The 23481-nt window shown below is 39.2% G+C and carries 22 protein-coding genes; 14 read left to right on the top strand and 8 right to left on the bottom strand.

Translation table 11 applies throughout. The features are described 5' to 3' along the window. The first annotated feature begins 5 nt into the window (after nt 1-5). The 6 genes from B7C41_RS19515 to B7C41_RS19490 all read left to right on the top strand — a co-directional run bounded on the left by B7C41_RS19515 (nt 6) and on the right by B7C41_RS19490 (nt 5693). The gene (locus B7C41_RS19515) at nt 6-758 is read left to right on the top strand and encodes a sensor histidine kinase (protein WP_085300653.1); all 753 of its coding nucleotides are present in this window, start codon (nt 6-8) and stop codon (nt 756-758) included. Beyond that, on the top strand, nt 751-1143 hold the full coding sequence (locus B7C41_RS19510; RefSeq protein WP_085300652.1) for a response regulator: 393 nt from the start codon (nt 751-753) through the stop codon (nt 1141-1143). Before B7C41_RS19515 ends, B7C41_RS19510 begins: the two co-directional genes overlap by 8 nt. 400 nt (nt 1144-1543) lie before the next feature. Then, on the top strand, nt 1544-3907 hold the full coding sequence (locus tag B7C41_RS19505; RefSeq protein WP_085300651.1) for a M1 family metallopeptidase: 2364 nt from the start codon (nt 1544-1546) through the stop codon (nt 3905-3907). Next, a complete protein-coding gene (locus B7C41_RS19500; RefSeq protein ID WP_085300650.1) occupies nt 3907-4407 on the top strand; it encodes a DUF6702 family protein in 501 nt (166 codons plus the stop codon). The genes B7C41_RS19505 and B7C41_RS19500 overlap by 1 nt, the downstream gene beginning before the upstream one ends. Before the next feature lie 75 nt (nt 4408-4482). Further along, nucleotides 4483-4950 (top strand): chemotaxis protein CheX, encoded by a 468-nt coding sequence (locus B7C41_RS19495; protein WP_085300649.1) that lies wholly within the window; start codon nt 4483-4485, stop codon nt 4948-4950. A gap of 323 nt (nt 4951-5273) precedes the next feature. Beyond that, on the top strand, nt 5274-5693 hold the full coding sequence (locus B7C41_RS19490) for a secondary thiamine-phosphate synthase enzyme YjbQ (RefSeq protein WP_085300648.1): 420 nt from the start codon (nt 5274-5276) through the stop codon (nt 5691-5693). A 26-nt stretch (nt 5694-5719) separates the two neighbouring features. Here B7C41_RS19490 and alr read toward each other — a convergent pair whose 3' ends face one another. The 6 genes from alr to rpmE all read right to left on the bottom strand — a co-directional run bounded on the left by alr (nt 5720) and on the right by rpmE (nt 11020). Further along, nucleotides 5720-6793, bottom strand: coding sequence for an alanine racemase (gene alr / locus B7C41_RS19485; RefSeq protein WP_085300647.1), 1074 nt, complete (start codon nt 6791-6793; stop codon nt 5720-5722). Nucleotides 6794-6799: 6 nt separating this feature from the next. Then, a complete protein-coding gene (dnaB, locus tag B7C41_RS19480; protein WP_085300646.1) occupies nt 6800-8218 on the bottom strand; it encodes a replicative DNA helicase in 1419 nt (472 codons plus the stop codon). 256 nt (nt 8219-8474) lie between these two features. Next, nucleotides 8475-9416: a DUF4097 family beta strand repeat-containing protein gene (locus B7C41_RS19475; protein ID WP_085300645.1), complete on the bottom strand. Its 942-nt coding sequence runs from the start codon at nt 9414-9416 to the stop codon at nt 8475-8477. 41 nt (nt 9417-9457) lie between these two features. Continuing rightward, nucleotides 9458-9985, bottom strand: coding sequence for a hypothetical protein (locus tag B7C41_RS19470; protein WP_085300644.1), 528 nt, complete (start codon nt 9983-9985; stop codon nt 9458-9460). Nucleotides 9986-9988: 3 nt separating this feature from the next. After that, complete coding sequence (locus tag B7C41_RS19465) at nt 9989-10546, bottom strand: RNA polymerase sigma factor (RefSeq protein WP_085300643.1); 558 nt, start codon at nt 10544-10546, stop codon at nt 9989-9991. A 261-nt stretch (nt 10547-10807) separates the two neighbouring features. Continuing rightward, nucleotides 10808-11020, bottom strand: a complete 213-nt coding sequence (rpmE, locus tag B7C41_RS19460) for a 50S ribosomal protein L31 (RefSeq protein WP_077286181.1) — start codon at nt 11018-11020, stop codon at nt 10808-10810. A gap of 248 nt (nt 11021-11268) precedes the next feature. On the opposite strand from rpmE, the gene priA reads away from it, so the two are divergent. The 5 genes from priA (at nt 11269) to B7C41_RS19435 (ending at nt 16659) form a co-directional block, all read left to right on the top strand. After that, nucleotides 11269-13485, top strand: coding sequence for a primosomal protein N' (gene priA / locus B7C41_RS19455; protein ID WP_268875410.1), 2217 nt, complete (start codon nt 11269-11271; stop codon nt 13483-13485). 137 nt (nt 13486-13622) lie between these two features. Further along, complete coding sequence (locus B7C41_RS19450; protein WP_085300641.1) at nt 13623-14180, top strand: SPOR domain-containing protein; 558 nt, start codon at nt 13623-13625, stop codon at nt 14178-14180. A gap of 199 nt (nt 14181-14379) precedes the next feature. Then, nucleotides 14380-14898: an ATP-dependent protease subunit HslV gene (hslV, locus tag B7C41_RS19445; protein WP_085300640.1), complete on the top strand. Its 519-nt coding sequence runs from the start codon at nt 14380-14382 to the stop codon at nt 14896-14898. Between the two features lie 25 nt (nt 14899-14923). Continuing rightward, nucleotides 14924-16252 (top strand): HslU--HslV peptidase ATPase subunit, encoded by a 1329-nt coding sequence (gene hslU / locus B7C41_RS19440; RefSeq protein WP_085300639.1) that lies wholly within the window; start codon nt 14924-14926, stop codon nt 16250-16252. Nucleotides 16253-16281: 29 nt separating this feature from the next. Then, nucleotides 16282-16659, top strand: coding sequence for a gamma-butyrobetaine hydroxylase-like domain-containing protein (locus B7C41_RS19435; protein ID WP_085300638.1), 378 nt, complete (start codon nt 16282-16284; stop codon nt 16657-16659). A 313-nt stretch (nt 16660-16972) separates the two neighbouring features. On the opposite strand, the gene B7C41_RS19430 is transcribed toward B7C41_RS19435, so the two are convergent. Beyond that, entirely contained in the window at nt 16973-18973 is a 2001-nt protein-coding gene (locus B7C41_RS19430) for a putative bifunctional diguanylate cyclase/phosphodiesterase (protein ID WP_085300637.1), read from the bottom strand. A gap of 173 nt (nt 18974-19146) precedes the next feature. Between B7C41_RS19430 and rraA the strand changes: the two genes are divergently transcribed. Continuing rightward, on the top strand, nt 19147-19632 hold the full coding sequence (gene rraA, locus B7C41_RS19425) for a ribonuclease E activity regulator RraA (protein WP_085300636.1): 486 nt from the start codon (nt 19147-19149) through the stop codon (nt 19630-19632). A gap of 106 nt (nt 19633-19738) precedes the next feature. Here the strand turns inward: rraA and hutI are convergent, their stop codons facing one another. Then, nucleotides 19739-20974, bottom strand: a complete 1236-nt coding sequence (gene hutI / locus B7C41_RS19420; RefSeq protein WP_085300635.1) for an imidazolonepropionase — start codon at nt 20972-20974, stop codon at nt 19739-19741. Between the two features lie 248 nt (nt 20975-21222). Here hutI and hutC point away from each other — a divergent pair, with 248 nt between their 5' ends. Continuing rightward, nucleotides 21223-21933 carry a histidine utilization repressor gene (hutC, locus tag B7C41_RS19415; RefSeq protein WP_085300634.1) on the top strand — a complete coding sequence of 237 codons (711 nt, stop codon included), beginning with the start codon at nt 21223-21225 and terminating at the stop codon, nt 21931-21933. Nucleotides 21934-21956: 23 nt separating this feature from the next. Further along, the gene (gene hutH / locus B7C41_RS19410; RefSeq protein WP_085300633.1) at nt 21957-23480 is read left to right on the top strand and encodes a histidine ammonia-lyase; all 1524 of its coding nucleotides are present in this window, start codon (nt 21957-21959) and stop codon (nt 23478-23480) included. Nucleotide 23481: the final 1 nt, after the last annotated feature.

Genomic DNA, 23481 nt, shown 5'->3' with positions numbered 1-23481 from the left:
AATACATGAATGATAAATTAGAAAATGAGTTAAAGATAGCTCGTCAAGAACTTGCTGCGCTTAAAATAGAATACGACGAGTTTGTCTATATTGTTTCGCACGATCTTAGTGCACCCTTACGACAGATAGAAGGCTTTAGCGAAATTATCGTCAGTAGGCATGCCGATAGTTTTGATGAGAAAACCAAACGTCATCTTGCTCTAATTCAAGGAGGGTCTAATCAAGCTAAATCAATTTTAGAAGCGATAAGAAGTTATTCACACCTAAATACTATGACGCAGCCTTTTGTTTTATTAGATCTCAATAAAATCGTCTCTGATACAAAAGTAAAGTTGCTAGCGATGTTCGACGAGGTAAGCGCTTCAATCACTTGCAATAACCTACCAGAAATTATCGGCGACCCAAAAAAAATAACTCTACTATTTGAGTGTCTTATTCATAATGCCTTAACTTATCAACCTCAAAAGCAACACTGCAATATTAATATTACAGCAATTGAACAAACTAATGATTGGCAGTTTTGTATCACAGACAACGGCATAGGCGTCGACGAAAAAGTACAAAAGAAAATTTTTAAAGTACTAAAACGCGGCGTTTCGGACAAAAAATTTCCGGGCCTTGGTATGGGTTTAGCCATTGTGAATAAAATACTTCAACAGCATAAAGGGCGCATATGGTTAGAATCAAACAACAACGGTGGTAGCGCATTTTATTTTACTATTCCAAAGCATCTAACTAAGGGACTATCAAATGAGTGAAGCCTACTATCTGCTGTATGTTGAAGACAATGAAGGTGACGTAGAGTTATTGCAGATGTGTATTGAGCGATATTGTCCAGCACAAGATATTATTCTCGATGTTGCAGAAACCATCGAGGAAGGAAAAAAATCATTTAAATTTGATAAGCATATTGCGGCCTTAATTGACTGGAACCTACCCGATGGTGAAGGCACAGAAATGGTTGAATTCATCCAAGCTAAAGCTATTAATATTCCCATTTTTTTACTTAGTGGCGTTTTTACTCCTCGTCATTTGCGCATTGCTGAAGAATTTAACTTCACGACATGTATAGAAAAAGACTACAACAAACACTTCATTGAACAAATTTTACAAAAACTCAACTTAAACATCATAAGGGACTAAGTACAAGGACTAACAAACTTAATGATTAAAGTAGTCGCTAGATAATGAGAGTTTCATGAGAAACCAACTACAGGTTGGCATTTTAACACTGAGTACAAGTGAACCGGTAATATTAGGTAAATGATGTTTAGCCAAAAAAAGCATGCCAAGTAGTTATTCCTCCTAAGGATTCCGCTATTGATGATAAAACATTTTCTGGCATATTTATTGACCAAGCAATAGCACTCTCTACTTCTAAACAAAAGTGTATTTCAAGTCACTGTTTGTTAAAAACAACCTGACCTGTTTTTTCTACGCTCTATCGCATATTTCACTGTACATTACTCACCTACTGACGAAAAAATGTTATAAAAGATAATTAGTATATTAAAATATAAAAGTTTCATTCTTCAGGGAAAATATGAAATATTCAATTAAGTCAGTATTACTTTGCTTGTGCGTTGCCGCCAGCGGACACACCTTGGCAAAGAGTAACATTAGCGACGACAAGTTTCGTCAGCTAGAAGAAAATTTACCAACGCCAAATACTTACCGTACAGCGTCTGGTGCTCCGGGTCATCAATATTGGCAACAAGATGTGGATTATAAAATCGACATTACGCTAAATGACGAAAAACAGACCTTGTCTGGTAGCGAAACGATTGATTATACCAACAACTCTCCCGATACTTTACGTTACTTATGGATGCAGTTAGACCAGAATAAATTAGCCAGAAATGCAGCGTCTAAAACTACCCGTACCGCCCCTAAGAAAAAAATGACTTATAGCGGTTTGCGCAACGCGATTGAATCAGAGAAATTTAACGGTGGCTACGACATCACTAAGGTTACTGGCTCAAACGGTAAAGCCTTAAATTATGTAATTAATGGCACCATGATGCGTATTGATTTACCAAAGTCACTTAAATCTGGTGATAGTGTTGAACTGAACATTAATTGGAACTACCAATTACACGAGCAAAAAGTTTTAGGCGGTCGTTCAGGTTACGAATATTTTAAAGAAGATAAAAACTACCTTTATGAAATTGCTAGTTGGTTCCCTCGTGCAGCAGCTTATTACGACGTAATGGGTTGGCAGAATAAGCAATTTATCGGCAGCGGTGAATTCACTTTAGAATTTGGCGATTACGATGTAAGCATTACAGTTCCAGCTGACCATGTAGTTGCGGCAACTGGTGTTTTACAAAACCCTAAAGAAGTATTAACGAAAACTCAGCGCAACCGTTTAGCTAAAGCTAAAAATGCTGATAAACCTGTATTAGTTATTACCCCTGCAGAAGCATTAGAAAACGAAAAGTCTCGCTCAACAAAAACCAAAACTTGGGAATTCGAAGCGAAAAACGTTCGTGATTTCGCTTTTGCTTCAAGTCGTAAATTTATTTGGGATGCCCAAGGTTATAAAGGTGGCAAAACCGAGACGATGGCAATGTCGTTCTACCCTAATGAAGGTAATCCTTTGTGGGAAAAATACTCTACTGAGTCAATTATTCACACGATGGAGCAATACAATAAATATACTTTCGACTACCCATACCCTGTTTCAATTTCGGTAAATGGTCCGGTTGGCGGCATGGAATACCCAATGATAACGTTCAATGGTCCACGCCCAACGTTAGATAAGAAAACGGGTGAGAAAACTTATTCTCGCGCGACTAAGTACGGCTTAATTGGCGTTATTATTCATGAAGTGGGTCACAACTACTTCCCGATGATTGTTAACTCTGATGAACGTCAATGGACATGGATGGATGAAGGTTTAAATACCTTTCTACAATTTGTAGCTGAGCAAGCATGGGAAGAAGGTTACCCATCGCGCCGTGGTGATGCTGCCAATATTACTAATTACATGAAGAGTAATAACCAAGTGCCAATTATGACTAACTCTGAGTCAATTTTGCAATTTGGTAACAACGCTTACGGCAAGCCAGCAACGGCATTAAACATTTTGCGTGAAACCATTATGGGTCGTGAATTATTTGATTTTGCTTTTCGAGAATACGCACAACGTTGGAAGTTTAAGCGCCCTACTCCTGCTGATTTTTTCCGTACTATGGAAGACGCTTCTGGTGTTGATTTAGACTGGTTCTGGCGTGGTTGGTTCTACACTACCGACCATGTTGATATTGCTTTAGGTGATATTCACTTATATCGCCCAAATAGCCAAAACCCTGATACGGAAGAAGCTTGGGAACGTGCACTTGATAATGAAAAGCCAGAATTTGTCAGTAAAATTCGAAATAACGGTCAATGGGTTCGTACACAAGACAAACCTGAACTGCTCGACTTTTACAACGAACATGACAAGTTTACAGCCACTAACAAAACACGTAACAAGTATAATTCAAGCAATAAAAAGCTAGAGCAATGGCAAAAAGATTTACTTGTTGACGAAAGAAACTTCTACATAGTTGATTTTGAAAACATGGGTGGCTTAGTTATGCCAATTATTTTAGACCTTACTTTTGCTGACAACACGGTTGAACGGGTAACCTTACCAGCTGAAATTTGGCGTCGTAACAGCAAAAAAGTGTCTAAGTTACTTATTCGCGACAAGGAAATAACGGCTATTGCTATTGACCCTAACTGGGAAACAGCTGATGTAAATGTAAATAACAACTACTGGCCAGCACGTCCGATTAAGTCACGTTTTGACCTTTACAAGCGTAAGAAAAAAGACATGATGCGCGATTACAACGTTAAGTTGAAAAGCGCTGGCGACAAAGATGCGAAAGAAGAGTCAAAAGACAAGGCTGAAGAGCAGTAATGTTCATCAGCCTAGCTAAACGCTTTTTTGTTTTGCTATTGTGTGGGCTAGCCGCAAATGCGGCTGCTCACCGTTATTTTTTCAGTATTACCGAATTATCATTAAATAAAAATAACCAATCGATAGAAATTATTCATCAAATAACAGCTCATGACATTGATAACGCCATTGCTGAAATTAATCAAATTCACTTTTCGGTTGCTCACCCAGATTACGAAACCATTATTCGTCAATATATTGAAAATAATTTTCAGCTGGATTATCAAGGAAAAACGCTGGTATTAAATTGGATAGGCCTCGAAGTAATCAAAGGCAACATCTTTATTTACCAAGAAGCTAAGTTCCATCATTCTTTGCTTGGATTAAAAATAACCAACAAATTGTTAACTGATCACTATCCAAAACAAATAAATACCGTTAATTTTCACGATAAAGCGATTAAAGGTAGCCTAACTTTCAAAAGATCAGTTACTATTAATGAAATAGAAAATAACAATTAATACTGGTAGACTTAATTTTCTGATACAGTTAAAAAAGTAACCAACCAGTTAACACCAAAAGTTTTGGAAATCTTCATGAATGTAGAGTTTATTAATCCGTTTTTATCTTCAATGCTTAATGTTATGTCGACCATGGCTAGAATGGAACTTACACCTGAGAAGCCGCGTTTGAAAAAAAATGAAGTCGCACATGGCGATGTTTCTGGTTTAATAGGTATGGTAAGTGAACAAACCAAAGGTTCGCTATCTATTACGTTCGAAGGAAAACTTGCTTTAGCAACAATGAAAAGCATGGTTGGTGAAGGGCCTGACGAAATTAACGAAGAAATTACTGATTTAGTGGGTGAGATTACCAATATGGTCACTGGTGGTGCCAAGCGTATGTTGAGTGAAAAAGGTATTGAATTTGATATGGCGACACCTATGGTGGTTTCCGGTACAAATCATACGATTACTCATAAAGCTGATGGACCAATTGTTATTATCCCACTTGCTTCAGCCGAACATGGTAAAGCCTATATTGAGTTTAGTTTCGACAAGTAAACTATTTTATCAATTCATTAAGCCTCGTTTATTCGAGGCTTTTTTATGTTCAGGATGAACGGTCAGTTTTTTGGTTCCAGACAGAAACTAAGTACCTGCATCCATGCAGGCAATGTCACGATCGCATGGATGCGAAAGAGTGACGATGTTCAGGCCTTTCTCAGACATCCTGTCTTACAAGGCATTAGTGTATCTCGGTAATTCCTCCTGCATTACGCTAATAACTCACTTCCATGTATGAACATGCACGTCGATGCACAACAATATCAACGCTCAAAACAATCTAGGTGCTATGATATATGTTTTCCAATTGAGAGAGTCTTATGTGGCAACAAATTGAGTTATCTTTAAAACCTCGTGCACGCGGTTTTCACTTGATCACCACTGATATTGAACGAGCGGTAGCGGAGCTATCTCCTGTACGTCGTGGTTTATTAAACGTATTTATCAAACACTCTTCCGCTTCCCTGACTATTAACGAAAATGCTGATCCGACCGTACGCAATGATATGGAACAGCACTTTAATCAATTTGTACCAGAAAATGCCTCGTACTATCGCCACACACATGAGGGCTCTGACGATATGCCAGCACATATTAAAGCTAGTACATTAGGTAGCAGTGTTAGTGTCCCTTTAACATCAGGTAAAATGAACTTAGGAATGTGGCAAGGTATTTATTTAGGTGAACATCGTAATTATGGTGGAACACGCACCTTGGTGTTAACCGTTAGTGGCGAATAACGCTAACCTAGCACCTGGGCGGCTATTTACGCCAATTGAATATGGACTCGACGGGTAATATTACACAGTAGCTCATAGGGAATTGTGGTGGCGAATTCAGCAATTTCTTCAACCGGTAATTCTTTGCCCCATAAAGTAGCAATATCACCAACGTCATCAGTTTTGTCGTTGCCTAAGTCTACCGTAATCATATCCATTGAAACTCGGCCAATAAGAGGCACACGACGTCCATTGATTAATATTGGTGTACCATTCGAGGCATGGCGGGGATAACCATCACCATAACCTATTGCGACGACGCCAATAGTGGTTTTCTTATCACTGACCCAAGCCCCACCATAACCAACAGCTTCACCGGCGTTAATTTCACGTATAGCAATTAAGCTAGATTGCAAAGTCATGACTGGCAATATACCATCGACTGCAACACCTGTCGGTAGTGGTGATACGCCATAAAGTAAAAGCCCAGGGCGAACCCATTGATAATGACTTTCTGGCCAAGCGAGTACGCCAGCAGAGTTAGCCAAGCTTTTTTCTATTGATAAGTCGTCAGTAAGTTTATTAAATAAGGCTATTTGCTTAGATGTTGCCAAGTTGCCTTTTTCATCTGCGCAGCCCAAGTGACTCATCAAAACTATCGGTTGTTGCACATTTTTTGATGCACTTAATGCTCGATAAAAATGTGCTAACTGCTCAGGGTTTATACCTAAGCGATGCATGCCGGTATCAATTTTCAACCAAACTTTTAACGGTTTTTCTAGGTTGGCATTAATGATCGCGTCAAGCTGCTGAGTATTATGTACGATGGTTTGTAAGTTATTAACAGCAAGAATATCAATGTCAGTTTCAGCAAAAAAACCTTCAAGTAGGACGATCGGTTTGACAATACCTGCTGCCCTAAGTGCTAGCGCTTCATCAATACGTGCAACACCAAAAGCATCGGCAGCAGGCAATGCGTTCGCAATACGTGCTAAGCCATGGCCATAACCATTAGCTTTTAGCACCGCTAAAATTTTACTATTTGGAGACATCGTTTGAACCAAACGGTAGTTGCTGCTTAACGCTTCTAGATCAATAATCGCAGTTGCTGTACGTAACATTAAGACTTAGTCTTCTTCAAGTACATGTGGACCAGCATAGTTATCAAAACGCGAGAATTGGCCTTGGAAAGTCAAAGGCACACGCCCAATTGGCCCGTTACGCTGTTTACCAATAATAATTTCAGCCATGCCCTTATATTCAGAGTCATCGTGGTAAACCTCATCACGATAAATAAACATGATTAAATCGGCATCCTGCTCTATTGAGCCTGATTCACGTAAATCTGAGTTAATTGGGCGTTTATCTGAACGTTGCTCCAAACCACGGTTAAGCTGAGACAAGGCGACAACTGGCACTTCTAACTCTTTCGCCAGTGCTTTTAACGACCGTGATATTTCAGCAATTTCCAAGGTACGATTATCGGAAAACTGTGGTGCGCGCATCAATTGTAAGTAATCAATCATGATCATACTAATACCACCATGATCACGGGCAATACGACGAGCGCGAGAACGCACATCTGTTGGCGTTAAACCCGCAGCATCATCAATATACATTTTACCTTTTTCCATCAACAGGCCCATGGTTGATGATAATCGCGCCCAATCTTCATCTTCTAATTGGCCGGTACGAATTTTGGTTTGGTCAATACGGCCCAACGAGGCTAACATTCTCATCATTAGCTGTTCTGAAGGCATCTCTAAACTGAATATTAAGGCAGGTTTATCTTCGGTCATCGCCGCATGTTCCGCGATGTTCATCGCGAAGGTGGTTTTACCCATGGATGGACGAGCCGCCACGATAATTAAATCTGACTTTTGAAAGCCTGCAGTCATTTTATCTAAATCAGAATAACCACTGGAAACACCGGTAACACCACCTGAAGGCGCAGAGCAAAGCTTCTCAATTCTATCAACCGTTTTTTCAAGGACCGAATCAATATTTTCAGGGCCTTCCGATTTATTCGCCCGTTGCTCTGCGATAGCAAATACCTTGGTTTCAGCAAAATCGAGTAAATCTGCACTGGTTCGTCCTTGTGGATCATAACCTGCTTCGGCAATTTCATTAGCTACACTGATCATTTCACGCGTTACAGCACGCTCACGTACAATATCAGCATAAGCAGTAATATTGGCCGCACTAGGCGTATTCTTCATCATTTCAGCGAGATAAACAAAACCACCAGCGTCTTCTAATTTTTGATCGTTTTCTAAGGCTTCAGAAAGGGTGATTAAATCAACAGGTTCACCGACTTCAATTAACGCGCCAACAGTTTCAAAAGTAATACGGTGCGAACGACTGTAAAAGTCTTGTGCAACAACACGCTCACTTACTCTATCCCAGGTTTCGTTGTCTAACAATAAGCCACCTAAAACTGATTGTTCAGCCTCTAAAGAATGTGGTGGAACTTTTAGTTCATCAATTTGTTTGTCACGAGGAAACTGGTTATTTTTACTAAATTTGGCTGGCTTTCGATCGGCCATATTACACCCTAAACGCTTGGCGATAATCTTTACTTATTAGCGTGTTTATTACACCAATGAGCACTAAAAAATTATTCGAAAATAAAGAGAGCTAATGTAGCAGAATTTGCTGCTGAGCAAAATGATAGAATGAAAAGAAATATTGTCACGAGGTAGGGTTAAAATAATAATCGTAGTAAATATTTTAACGAAAATTTTCGCTAAACGTCCGCACATATGGGGACGAACGTTTAACGCTTGTAAGTGCTTTTATTTGTTACTTAACAACTATGCTACCACTTACAGTACTTGCGCGTACTGAACTGCTGCCATTACCTGTTTCAAAAGATAGCTTAGAGCTAGGTCCATACTTTGCTCGCTTCGCTTGTGCCGATGTAAGGCGATTAATGATGTCGCCGCCAGCATTAGTTTTTAAGCTAAAGCTTGCTTGCACTTCGTTTTTAAAGTTAACCTGCAAGTCGCCACTAACACTCGACATTTTAAGTAAACCATCATCATTTAATGAAAGTTCGCTATTAAACTCACCACTGACTGTTGAAACAATTAACTCATCAATCTCAGCTAAATGTAAGTCAATATCACCTGATACCGATTTAGCCGAAACTTCATTAGCCATTGATTTCGAGCCTAAGCTACCACTAACGGTTTTGAAATGGGCTCGGCCTGAAGAGTTTTTATCTTCAATGTTACCACTGACTGATGAAAGGCGTAATTTTCCTGATAATTTTTTACTATAAATATTGCCACTTACCGTAGCTAACTCGACTTGTTGCATTAAGTTCTCAGCCTCTATATTACCACTAACAGTTTGAATTTCAACACCATTAATAAAATTTTCGACTTCAACATTTGATGATACTCCTTTAAAACTTACCCGTACATGCTTAGGCAATTTTATGCTTAGCTCAGAGCCATCAGCACCCCAACCATTATGGCTATTGTGCGGTATTTCAACTTTTATAATTATGCGTGAACCTGACTTTTCAAAAGTTAGACCTTCAGCTTTATCATCAAGCTCACCAACAACAGAAACAGTATCCCCATCGTTACCCATTACTTTTACTTCACCGCGTAAATTTTCAATAATGACACTTTTGGCGCCATTCAATGACATTGATTCGTCAATCTTCTCGCCAGCTAATGTTGGTATTGCTGTTGTTAGCAATATCAGTGGTAAATAACTTCTTAAGTTTCCCATATAAACCTCTTATTTCTTGTTCGTTAACAGCTAAATAACGACTATATTGTTTGCCACTGCGGACTATATAATTGCTTTAGTAAATCTAACTCTTGCTTCTGTGTCCAGCGTAATAGATTTAACAAGTCACTATTATTAGGATCATCTGCAAGTGCTTTGCTAATTGTTTGTTGAGCCGAGCTCAACTTCGTTAATTCTGCTTGCATTGCAGTTGGTAGTTTTTTCACGTCTGGCGCACCAAAACTCACCAACATAGTTTTCTTTTGCTGTTCAAAATCTTGTTGCATTTCAACAACCAAATTTACCTGTTGTTCGCTATTATCTGGCGTTGGCCCTAAGGTTACCCATGTTAGCAGTACAGCAGCAACAACCGATGCCGCCCACGCTGTCGGCATAAAAACCTTAGCTTTTGAATGTTGGCTTGGCGATGCTGTTTGTGAATTTTGGCTAATTGCCTTTTCGATACCTGACCATAAATCACGCTCAGGTGTCATTTCTCGCGGCAATTTCGCAATAGCAGCTTTTAAATTTTGCTCTGCATTTTTATTGTCAGTCATTGTCTTTTTCATATATTACTCACCTAACGACTCGCGTAATAAACCTTTAGCTCGATGATATTGTGATTTACTCGAGCCTACCGCCATTCCCAACATTTTAGATATTTCTTCGTGACGATAGCCTTCAATGGCAAATAAAATAAACACTAGCCTTGCTCGTTCTGGCAAAGATTGAATATTCTTATCTAAATTTGATAGCTCAGGCATTTCTACTGCGATGTCTTCAACCACTTGCTCTTCAATACTGAAAATACGTTGGATCCAAGTTTTATTCTTGCGAATATGTCCTAAAACTATATTGGTAGCGACACTATGTAACCAAGTGGAAAATTTACTTTCACCACGAAAGTTATTAATTTTTTGCCATAGTTGCACAAACACTTCCTGGCAAACATCTTCAGCACTGTCTTTATCTGCCATCATGCGCCAGCACAACGCATAAATACGGCGGTGATAGTTTTCATATAAGTGATGAAATGCCTGTTGGTTTCCCTGCTGAGCTTGTGCTATCCATTGCGACTCAACATCTGGGCTAAAACGTTCATGGGCATCAATAATTTTTAACTTGTCCAAAAAAACAAATTCTCGATGTTTTACATAGTTATTAGGTTAGATGCAGTATGAAGTAAAAGGGTTTAAATAAAAGAAAAATAAAATAATATTTTTAAGTAACCTAAACTTAAGATAAGCAGTACGCATCACCCAAAGTTCGGCTTATGCCATGGCGATTAGAATGAAAAATCTTTGAGAGGATTAAAATAAAGCAGGTGGTTTTTATTTAAAGATATAAAAAAAGCGCCAATAGGCGCTTTTTCATCTGGTAATTTAGCAGAATTACTTCTTGCTAAGAGCACCAAAACGCTTGTTGAATTTATCAACACGACCGCCAGTCTCAGCAGCTTTTTGCTTACCAGTGTAGAATGGGTGACATTCTGAACATACGTCAAGGTGTAAGTCTTTACCTACAGTTGAACGAGTTGTAATAACGTTACCACAAGAACAAGTTGCCTTGAACTCTACATAATTTGGATGAATACCGTCTTTCATGGGAAACCTCTGTTAAGGCCGTATCGCCACTTGATCAGTCATTATTGCTGCCAAGCACCATACGAGTTAAAAATAATGGAGGCGAATTTTATAGGATCATTGCCACCATAGCAATAAATATCGCTAAAAAAATGAGCAGTTTTTCGTTTTATTTATTAAAAAACCATTTCTCATTATTTTCTCGCTTGGCTTCACTCAATTTACCAGTAGAATAAGGCCAACATTTGGTTTTAACATGACAAAAATTTGTGGCAATAACTTCAACTGACAAATACGTAAAAGTAGCGATTCCCGTTCCTATGCGTCAATTGTTTACCTATAAATTGCCAGCAAAATTAAATGTTAACGCTATTAAGCTTGGTGAGCGGGTTATTGTGCCCTTTGGTTCTCGCCAAGTCGTCGCCATTGTTTTAGCTGTCGATGACGACACTGAATATGCCGCAGAAAAAATAAAGTCGATATTAAGCCGTGTTAAAGACAATTTTAGCTTCTCAGCTGAACTATTAAACTTTTTGCAACGCTGCGCTGATTATTATCACCATCCTATTGGTGATGTTTTTCAACAAGCGCTACCGGTTCTTTTACGACAAATAAAACAACCTGATGTTGAATTGCCACAAATTTGGTTAACAAAAGAATCGTTAACTGATGAAGAACACACTGCCACACAAAAGCGTGCACCTAAACAAGGTGAATTACTCACTTTACTTAAGCAACACCAAGGCATGACTTGGTCTGAACTTTTAACCTTAGGTTTTAATAAAGCACAACTTAACGCGCTGGAAAAAAAGCAACTCATTTACTCTGAATCTCGCCCAGTGGAAGTATTCAGCTGGCAAGACAGTGCTTTACAACAAGATAACCGTTTAGAGCTTTCTGCGGAGCAAGCCATTATCGTTGCTACCATCAAAGAAATGCAAAAGCAGTTCTCTTGCCACTTAGTTGATGGCATTACTGGCAGTGGTAAAACAGAAGTTTATTTACAAGCGATGGAAGAAGTCCTAGCAGCAAATAAGCAAGTGTTAGTGCTAGTACCTGAAATAGGCTTAACACCACAAACCTTAGCTCGGTTCGAACAACGTTTTAATGTGCCTATTTGTTTGCACCACTCAGGCCTTAATGACAAAGAACGATTACAAACTTGGCTAGAAGCTCAACGTGGCTCAGCTGCGATAGTAATAGGCACGCGCTCAGCTATATTTACGCCATTACATGACTTAGGTTTAATTATTGTTGACGAAGAGCACGATGGGTCTTTTAAACAGCAAGACAGCTTTCGTTATAATGCTCGTGACATTGCCATATTAAGAGCACGGCAACTTAATATTCCTATTGTACTTGGCAGTGCTACGCCTAGCTTTGAAACACTGCAAAACGCACTAACTGGTCGTTACCATTATCATCAATTAAAAAAACGTGCAGGCAATGCCTCAACGGCAAAAATTAGCCTAATCGATGTTGCCCAACAGCAAATGGAGCATGGCCTTTCAGGTACCTTAAAACAAGCAATAAAAAATACCTTAGAGCGCGGTGAACAAGCGTTAGTTTTTCTTAATCGCCGAGGTTATGCGCCAGCAATTAACTGCCAAGAATGTCATTGGATTGCGGATTGCCAACGCTGTAATAAACCTTATACCCTGCATCAAGGTCAAGGATTATTGATCTGCCACCACTGTGGCAGCCAAAAGCGTATTCCACCACAATGTCCAAGTTGCGGCAGCGTGCGGATAAAGTCGTTAGGACAAGGTACAGAGCAACTTGAAGAAAGGATTGGTGAACTATTTTCTGATTTTAGCACCGTACGCATAGATAGAGACAGTACCCGTAAAAAAGGTGAACTAGCAAAGCTGCTACAACAGGTCAGTGATAAAGAACATCAATTATTGATTGGTACACAAATGCTAGCAAAAGGTCATCACTTTCCCGATGTAACTTTAGTAGCTGTACTTGATGTTGACGGCGCTTTATTCAGCTATGATTTTCGCGCCGCCGAACATATGGCGCAATTATTAGTGCAAGTATCTGGTCGAGCAGGCAGAGCTAGCAAACCAGGTAAAGTTATGGTGCAAAGTAATTTCCCTGATCACCCGCTATTACAAGATCTAGTCAATAATGGCTATCAACACTTCGCCAAACAAGCACTAATAGAGCGCCAACAAGCGATGCTGCCACCGTTTAGCTTTCAAGCACTATTTCGAGCGGATGCAAACTATCCTTCTTACCCTGAAAAGTTTTTAAGAGCATTAACTGAGCATTCCTTTGATGGCTGTCAATTTGCAGGTCCAGTGCCAGCAGCGATGGAAAAAAAGGCTGGAAAGTTTCGCTATCATTTAATTTTGCAAGCAAAGTCTCGCAAGCAGCTACACCAAGCAGTATTTCAATTGATTCATCACAGCGCCAATAATGAATGGCAATCAAAGGTACGCTGGTCAGTCGATATTGATCCGGTAGATTTAAGCTGGTAGGCAAACAGTTTTTAACGGGCATACTTTGTATTCTTGCTGCGCTGTCATATCTAATTACAGCTTATACGTGACTAAGTAGTGATATTTCTTACCCAGTTGGTTAGAATTGGCGAAAGTTTCCCAGTATAAAGTTTTCCATGGCGCATCAAGATTACGTTTCCCGCTCTCGAGCAAAAAATAAAAAGAAAAGCCCATATAAAAAAAATATTGAGCCAGCGCCAGCTATATCATTGAAAGTTAAAATGATTGCGCTATTTCTAGTACTCGCCTTACCTAGTTTTGGTTATTTACTGTGGACAATTAAAGACAAACAGCCTGACGTAGTGGTGACGCCAAAAGCGACAAAAACCGCTAAAGCTAAAACGACTGAATTACCTAAGCCACCTGAAGAAAAGTGGACTTACGTTGACGACTTAAAAAGTAAAGAAGTAGAAGTTGGCGAATATAAGGTCACTCAAAAAGGGCCATATAAAATGCAATGTGGTTCTTTTAAAACTCGTAAACAAGCCGAATCGTTAAAAGCGAGAATCGCCTTTACGGGTTTAGTTGCACAAGTTAGCAAGTCAGTTGGCACTTCTGCTACTTGGTATAAAGTTTACTTAGGGCCATATCCCAAAAAACGTGGCGCTGAAAAAGATAAACACAAATTAAAGAACAATTCAGTGCACGGCTGTAAAATTTGGAACTGGGACTAAACCTTTACATATCATCCAAAAATTCAGGCAATGCTGCTAAATTAAACCACGATGCATTGCCTAAACTATTCCCAAAAGCTTTCTGCAAAAAAACACGACAAATTCCGACTAGCTCCCTTGAAAAATGCCGAGTTATCCCCTATCTATTCTACATTAGACAAGCCGACTATCTCAGTTGGCCATATGTAAGAGGTTATTTGTGACTACTATTGTTTCTGTCAGACGTAATGGCAAAGTTGCCATCGGTGGTGATGGTCAAGTTTCGCTTGGCAACACTGTAATGAAAGGTAATGCCCGAAAAGTTCGTCGTTTATACAATGACAAAGTACTGGCCGGTTTTGCTGGTGGTACCGCTGATGCTTTTACTTTATTTGAACGCTTTGAAAGCAAATTAGAAATGCATCAAGGTCATTTAACAAAAGCCGCTGTTGAACTTGCCAAAGATTGGCGTAGTGATCGTGCATTACGTAAGTTAGAAGCCTTACTTGCTGTTGCCGATGAAACGGCCTCTTTAATCATTACTGGTAACGGTGATGTTGTTCAGCCTGAGCATGACCTAATTGCCATTGGCAGTGGTGGTAACTTTGCGCAATCAGCCGCAACAGCGCTATTAGAAAATACCGAGCTTTCAGCAAAAGAAATTGTAGAGAAATCATTAAAAATTGCTGGCGACATTTGTGTATTCACCAATCAGCAACACGTGATTGACGAACTTTAAACGCCAGATTTAGTAAGGAATTAACATGTCGAATATGACACCACGTGAAATAGTTCACGAACTTGATAGCCATATTGTTGGTCAAAGCGATGCAAAACGTGCCGTTGCGATAGCACTAAGAAATCGCTGGCGTAGAATGCAGCTTAATGAAGAGTTGCGCACAGAAGTTACTCCTAAAAACATTTTGATGATCGGCCCAACGGGTGTTGGTAAAACAGAAATTGCTCGTCGATTAGCAAAACTTGCCAATGCGCCTTTTATTAAAGTCGAAGCAACTAAGTTCACCGAAGTGGGCTATGTGGGCAAAGAAGTAGAAACAATTATTCGTGATCTTGCAGATATGGCGATTAAATTAACCAAAGAACAAGAGATGTCACGCGTTAAGCATTTAGCTGAAGAAGCCGCTGAAGAGCGTATTTTAGACGTATTATTGCCGCCAGCTCGCGATAGCTTTGGTAATGATGAGCAGCCAGATAACAGCTCTACTCGCCAAGTGTTTCGTAAAAAATTACGTGAAGGACAACTTGATGATAAAGAAATTGAGTTAGATCTAGCAGCGCCACAAGTCGGTGTTGAGATTATGTCTCCTCCTGGTATGGAAGACATGACTTCGCAGTTACAAAACATGTTCCAAAGCATGTCTAGCGAGAAGACTAATAAGCGTAAGTTAAAAATTAAAGATGCTTTTAAAGCCTTACAGGAAGAAGAAGCCGCTAAAATTGTTAACCAAGAAGACATCAAAGAAAAAGCCATTTATGCGGTTGAGCAAAATGGTATTGTTTTCATCGATGAAATCGATAAAATTTGTAAACGTGGGGACTCATCAGGTCCGGACGTATCACGTGAAGGTGTACAACGTGATTTACTACCATTAGTTGAAGGCTCTACAGTTAGCACTAAACATGGCATGATTAAAACTGACCATATATTGTTTATTGCTTCCGGTGCCTTCCAAATGGCAAAACCTTCTGACTTGATCCCTGAGTTACAAGGGCGCTTACCAATCCGCGTTGAACTGCAAGCATTAACAACTGACGATTTTGTTCGTATTTTGACCGAGCCAAGTGCCTCGCTAACTGAGCAATATATTGCTTTACTTGCCACTGAGGGCGTTACCATTTCATTTAGTGAGGACGGTATTCAAGCCATTGCTAATGCAGCATGGCAAGTTAATGAAAGTACAGAAAATATAGGTGCTCGTCGTTTACACACCATGATGGAACGTTTAGTTGAAGAATTGTCGTTTAATGCCAATGATCGAGCTGGCGAAAGTATTGTCATTAACGCTGAGTTTGTTGGCAACATCTTAAACGAACTTGTTAAAGACGAAGACTTAAGTCGCTTTATTTTATAATTTACGGCATTGAAACGCTGGAGTGAAACATGAGTAATATCACAGGCTTTACCATTCATCGCCAAGCTGCGAGTTTATCAATTCAATTTGATGGTCTTGAGCAAGATAGCGTTGAATTGAGTTTTGAATATCTCCGCGTATTTGCTCCAACCGATGATAAAGGTCAGCCAACAGGGTTAACACCTAAGGTTTATCATAAGAAACAAGTGCAGTTATTACGCATAGAATCGGTAGGCATACATGGCTACCGATTAATCTTTGATGATAGCCACAGCAATACTTATAGTTCAACATATCTTCAGCTGTTACTAGCGGAATATGAGCAGCGCTGGCAGCATTATCTAAAAAGTGCTAATTCAGCGATTAACAGCCGCGAGGCAACAATAGATTTCAAAGAAGTTAAGTAACCTCAAGTTATTAATTAACTAATCTGAACTCTGGATAATGAGTGCTTGATATTCAAGTGGATCAGCGACTTAGATAGTGAAGTAAATACTATGGCAAGATAAACGTCATTATAGGCGCCATCAATGTTTTATTTTATGTCATTTCCAAGACAAAGCGTTTATGAATAGTGCTATTTATCGACGTTTTCACGCAGAAAATGGATTAAAATGAAGTATTGAGTAAGTGCTGTATATCCAGCATTCAGGTTAACTAAAAAAAGCTTAAATGATTAATCATTTAAGCTTTTTTTTCATTGAATGTTATTCAACGTCATTATTTTCGTTTTAGATACTTAGTAAACTCTTTCTCAGAAATTGGTTTACTAATAAAGTAACCCTGAACAGCATCACAGCCAATGTTGCGTAATAATTGCAATTGCTGTTGTGTTTCAACACCTTCTGCCAAAACACGCTTGCCTAAACCATGTGATAATTCAACCATAGTTTTCACTATCGTTAAATCTGAGTCATTAGAAGCCACTTCTTGAATAAAACTGCGATCTATTTTTATTTTGTCTATCGGTAACTTACGCAAATACGCTAATGATGAATAGCCAGTGCCAAAATCATCAATGGATACCTTGATACCCATATTTTGCAATACCACAATAGTATTCATTACTAAATCAATATCAGTGATCACAACATTTTCTGTTACTTCTAGTTCTAAGTAAACCGGAGGTATAGCATATTTTATTAACAACGCTTGAATATTACTGATAAAGTCAGGCGCTTGAAACTCGACAGCCGTAATATTGATGGCCAAAGGAACTCGGCGTTTATAGGTTTGGTACCATTTGGCAATTGTTTGACAGGTTTTTTCTAAAACATAGCTGTCCAGTTCACTGTAAAGATTCAGCGCTTCAATATCATCAAAAAATTGTCCCGGAGCTAACAACCCTTTAGTAGGATGTTGCCAGCGAACTAAAACCTCAGCCCCCTCCAAGCGATTGTTTTTCAAATTTAACTGTGGTTGAAAATGTAAAATAAACTCTTCATTACTGATTGCTTGTTTAATTTCTTTTTCCATCGCCAGTAAATGACGGCCATGCGACTGCATACCTGACTCATATTTAACCGTTTGAATATTATTACTTTCAGCCTGAAACAAAGCCAAATTTGATTTTTGTAATAGTTCGTCAGCAACCTCAGCATCACACGGGTATTGACAATAACCAACACTACACTGCAAGTGCACTTCTTCTTGAGAAACAAAATAAGGCCTTTCAATTAACGCATGTAAATGTTCTGCGGCGGTCTTTTGCTGCTTTCCATTTTCAGACTCAATAACATACATAAAAGAGTCACCGCTTAAGCGCCCTACTACTTTGGGCTTCAATAAACTTTGATTCAGCCTTTGTGCTATCTCACCTAAAATAAGATCACCTATTTTTAGCCCATAGGTATCATTTACAAATTTAAAATGTTTTATATCTAGAAGAAAAACACACAGTGCTTGATTCTGATCAAGCGATATTTTCATTTCGTTAGTGAGCTTTTCAAGTACCTGCTCTCGGTTGAGTACGCCAGTTAATGAATCATGCTTACCGAGATATTTCGCACGGTTTATCGCCGTTGACGCAACATGACGCTCAGCACCTTGCATCCAGATAAGTATAATAAAGCCTAAGATGGTATGTAGACTCATATCTAAATAGATCAAGTTCTGCGTGAGATACCTAAACCAATCTTCGGTGATAAATATTATCGAGGCGAATGAATAGCTAATATAACGAAGGCCAACCAAAAGGCTGTAGATTAAAAATATTTTTCCAGAAAAGTGATTGATATTCGCTGAAAATAAATAAAAAGCGGAGGCAATAAAAGCACTGCCAAATATGAATGCTGCTAAACTTTCACGTAAGTAAAAACGATTAAATACACTTTGAGTATCAAAGCCATAAAATAATACTGCGAAACACCCGATGAATAAAGCTGAAGATATACCAATGACCTGCATTTTTTTCGTAACATTTTTCTCTTTCGTTGCCGCATAAATGCCGAAAATAAAGAATAAAATATGAAAATACTGACTGACTTGCCGTAACAATGCAAAACTAATATCAAGCGTACTGCCAACATTTTGCTGATAAAAAATACTTTCACAAGCAAGCGCAAATTGATTAACAGCAAGTGCCGATAAACTTAACATCCAAAGCTTAACGTATTGACGTCCTAGCCCACGATAATAGGTAAATAAAAGAAAGGCAAGAATGCTAAAAGCAAGAGTTTCTGTAGAATAAATGAAGCTGTAGGTAAGTGCCCTTTCTGCCATAAAAAACTCTTGGGAGAAAATATAATATAGTTATTAAATAATGTTTTCTGCTGAATTACAAGCAACTCTTTTTTAAAATATTTATTATCTATAGTGACTTGGGGATAACTATTGTGCCTTCGCTCCCAACCGTTATACTAGAGGCTGCTATACACAACAGCAGAGAACAGAATATGGAATACAATACTTCAGAGCTATGTGACACCTACACGGATTTAATCGACGTACTTGAACCCATTTTTAGTAACTATGGCGGCCTCAGTTCATTTGGTGGCAGAGTAGTTACCGTAAAATGTTTCGAAAATAATGGCCTGATAGAAGAAATAGCCGGTAGTGATGGTTCGGGGAAAGTATTAGTAATTGATGGCGGCGGTTCAACACGGCGCGCACTTATTGATATAAAAATAGCTAATCTTGCTGCTAAAAACAACTGGGAAGGCATTATTTGCTTCGGCAGTGTCCGTGATGTTGATGCCTTAGAAGAAGTTGATATCGGTGTACAAGGTTTATTATCTATTCCTGTTGGCGCTAGTGATAGCTGTATAGGTGAAAGTGATTTAGCTATCAACTTTGCTGGCGTAACCTTTTTACCAGATGATCATATCTATGCTGATAACACCGGCATTATTTTATCTCCCGATCCTCTCGATATTGAATAAATGCCGTTATTTCAATCTACATCCTCAATTGAACAGCATACAATTCTTATATATTTGCTAACTCCACAGACTACGCGTAGGAGTTAGCAACATAAACACACAGCCATTAAATTACGATTTTTCCTGCCTTCATTAATTGCTTCAGTGGATTAACACCAAACTGATAACAAAGTTCTGCAGGTTGCTGAATATCCCAACAAGCAATATCAGCATCATAACCAATCGCAAGCTGCCCCTTACAGTCAGCTAAACCAAGTGCTTTCGCTCCTTGTGATGTAACAGCGGCTAGCGCTTCAACCGGTGTTAAGCGAAATAGCGTACAAGCCATATTTAACATCAACTGAATTGAAGTAATTGGTGAAGAGCCGGGGTTAGCATCTGTGGCAATCGCCATGCTAACGCCGTGTTTGCGAAGTAAATCTATTGGCGGCAATTGGGTTTCTCGTAAGAAATAAAATGCACCCGGCAATAATACTGCGGTCATATTGGCCGCTTTCATGGCAATAATACCTGCTTCATCAAGAAACTCAATGTGATCAGAAGATAACGCGTTATATTCTGCCGCTAATGCCGTACCACCTAAATTAGAAAGTTGCTCTGCGTGCACTTTTACAGGCAAGTTATATTTTTTTGCCGCCGTGAATACTTTTTCAGTTTGCTCAATACTAAAACCAATACCTTCACAAAATACATCAACCGCATCTGCTAGCTTCAAGCTTGCCACTTTCGGCAGCATATCAGTAACGATTAGATCAATGTAATCATCAGATCGGCCCTTATATTCAACGGGTAATGCATGAGCACCTAAAAATGTTTTTCTCACCGTAACAGGTAAGCTTTGCGCTAATTGCTCCGCAACTTTAAGCATTTTTATTTCGTTTAAGGTATCTAAACCATAGCCCGATTTTATTTCTAACGTGGTTACACCTTGTTGATGCAATGCCGTTAAACGCTTATGCGCACTAGCAAACAATTCACTTTCACTGGCCGCACGTGTTGCTTTAACCGTTGAAACAATACCACCGCCAGCATTGGCTATTTCTTCATAGCTTTTGCCTTCAAGACGCATTTCAAATTCGTTAGCACGATGACCACCAAAAACAAGATGAGTATGACAATCAACTAAGCCAGGTGTTAACCAAGCGCCTTGTCCATCAATTACTTCGACTACATCTTGATCAAACGTCGGCAATTCATCCATTGCGCCAAGCCAAGCAATTTTACCATCAGCTATCGCAAGGGCACCTTGTTCAATGGTGCCATAACTTTTTGCACCGTCACTCATGGTTGCAAGGTTTACGTGGGTCCAAAGCGTTTGCCAGTGTTGAGTTGTTGTCGACATAAAAAATTCCAAAGCAATTATTTCCCGGCTAGTTTTAACCTGTATTCTGCAATGTAGTAAACTAGTGGTTAAATGTTCTAATACCAAAGAGATTGGTACCATTAATAATTCGCACTCTAACCGATAGCAAATTAACAAGCAAGCTTGTATATACAACCCTTGACCTACTCTAAAAAAGATGAGATTGTATATACAAGTTAAAGTGACTTTTCGTTATTACCCAGTTACAACATTAACCGAGCATAACAATGACACAATTAAAGCCCGCCAAGTATACCATCATCAAACAGTACATTTGCGAAAAGATCGAATCTGGCCAATGGCTTGAGCATAGTAAAGTCCCGTCTGAAAACGAGCTAACTGAACAGTTTTCCGTTAGCCGAATGACCGCTCGCCGTGCTTTACAAGAGTTGACTGAACAAGGTTTATTAGTACGCTCTCAAGGCTCTGGTACCTTTGTCGCCACGTTTAAATCGCAATCATCGTTATTAGAAATTCGTAATATCGCTGATGAAATACAAGACCGAGGTCATCAACATCATGCCACACAACTTGCATTGCAAGCTATCGACGTCAATGAAGAAGTGGCTATTTTGTTGGCGTTAAAAGCTGGAGATAAAGCCTATTTTTCCAGCGTATTACATTTTGAAAATGATGCCGCTATTCAGTTGGAACAACGCTTTGTTAATCCAAAGTTAGTACCAAATTATTTAGCACAAGATTATACCAAAATCACCCCACATGAATACCTATCTTCTGAAGCACCGCTGACAGAAGCAACCCATGAAGTTGAAGCTATTCTTGCCAGCGCAGATATCTGCGAATTATTGAGTATTACTAATACTACTCCCTGCTTACAGGTTAAGCGCCGTACTTGGTCAAGCCAAGGCGTTGTCAGCTTAGCTATATTAACGGCACCTGGTAATAAATACCGTTTAGGTAGCCATTTAGTTTTTTAATTTTATAATTCAGGAGCGTTAATATGACGTTTAAATATGGTATCGATCGTCTAAACCTTGATATTGTTAACGGTATTGCCAATGGCAGTATTAAAGCCGAACTTTGCCAAGAAGCTTTAGATAAAATAGACACAAGTCGCCAACGTGTTGAGAAAATGGCTGCATCAAATGAAGCTGTATATGGTATTAATACCGGTTTTGGTCCGTTATGCGACACCCAGATTTCCCCAGAAGACACAAATTTACTGCAAAAAAACCTGCTTATTACCCATGCCGTTGGTGTAGGCGAGCCAATTGCCAAAGCAATTTCAAAGCTAATGCTGATCACCAAGGTTCATGCCCTTAGTCAAGGTTTCTCAGGTATTCGCTTAGAAACCGTAGAAAGAATGCTAGCCTTTATCGAGCTTGACTTAATTCCAGTCGTACCAGAGCAAGGCTCGGTGGGCGCATCGGGTGATTTAGCTCCTCTTTCTCACCTATTCTTACCGCTTTTAGGTGAAGGTGAGTTTTGGGTAAGTGAAGCTGGGCAAGATGATAAAATAGTTCCAGCAGCTAAACTTCTTAAAGAACACGGTTTAGCAGCAATGGAATTGCACGCGAAAGAAGGCTTAGCGTTAATTAATGGTACACAGTTTATTCTGTCACATGCCATTACTGGCTTAACCAAAATGCGTTACTTATTAAATCTAGCAGATTTAACAGGTGCTATGAGTATTGAAGGTATGCAAGGTAGCGAATCGCCGTTTAGAGAAGAACTACATAAAACCCGTGCTTTCAAAGGCAACTTAGAAGTTGCTGCACGCATGAGAGCATTCTTTCAAAATTCAGAGAACATGGCTGATCATGAAGAATGTGACCGTGTACAAGACCCATACTCTTTAAGATGCATTCCACAAGTACATGGTGCATCACGCAATGCTTATTACCATTTAGAAGAGTTAGCTGAAATTGAAATGAACTCAGTTACTGATAACCCAATTGTTATCAGTAGCGAAGAAGCTATTTCAGGTGGTAGTTTCCATGGTCAACCTTTAGCGATGGTGCTTGATTACGCTTCTATTGCGGCCTCTGAATTAGGTAATATTTCAGACCGTCGCTGTTACTTATTGTTAGAAGGCTTACACGGTTTACCACGGTTATTAACTACTGCCGGCGGTTTAAACTCAGGCATGATGATCCCACAATACGCGACTGCTGCGTTAGTGACTGAAAACAAATCACTTTGTTTTCCACCTTCAGCTGATAGTGTTCCAACCTCAATGGGACAAGAAGACCATGTCTCTATGGGTAGTATTTCAAGCCGACAGTTTAACCAAATCTTAGGTAACTTAGAGAAAATTTTAGCGATTGAGCTGATGTATGCCGCGCAAGCAATTGACTTTAGACGCCCGAATAAGTGCTCAGACATTATTGAGAAAAACTTTGCCGTGATCAGAGAAAAAGTGGCAAAACTTGAAGAAGATAGACTATTAAAGCCTGATATTGATGCCATGATCGCCTTAGTTAAATCACAAGCATTTACCGTTAGCACTGATGAAAATAAATAGG

The organism is Cognaticolwellia mytili (assembly GCF_002104475.1).
Classification (GTDB): domain Bacteria; phylum Pseudomonadota; class Gammaproteobacteria; order Enterobacterales; family Alteromonadaceae; genus Cognaticolwellia; species Cognaticolwellia mytili.
Note: the sequence above shows the minus strand (reverse complement) of the source record. Positions and strands in the feature narration are given on the sequence as shown.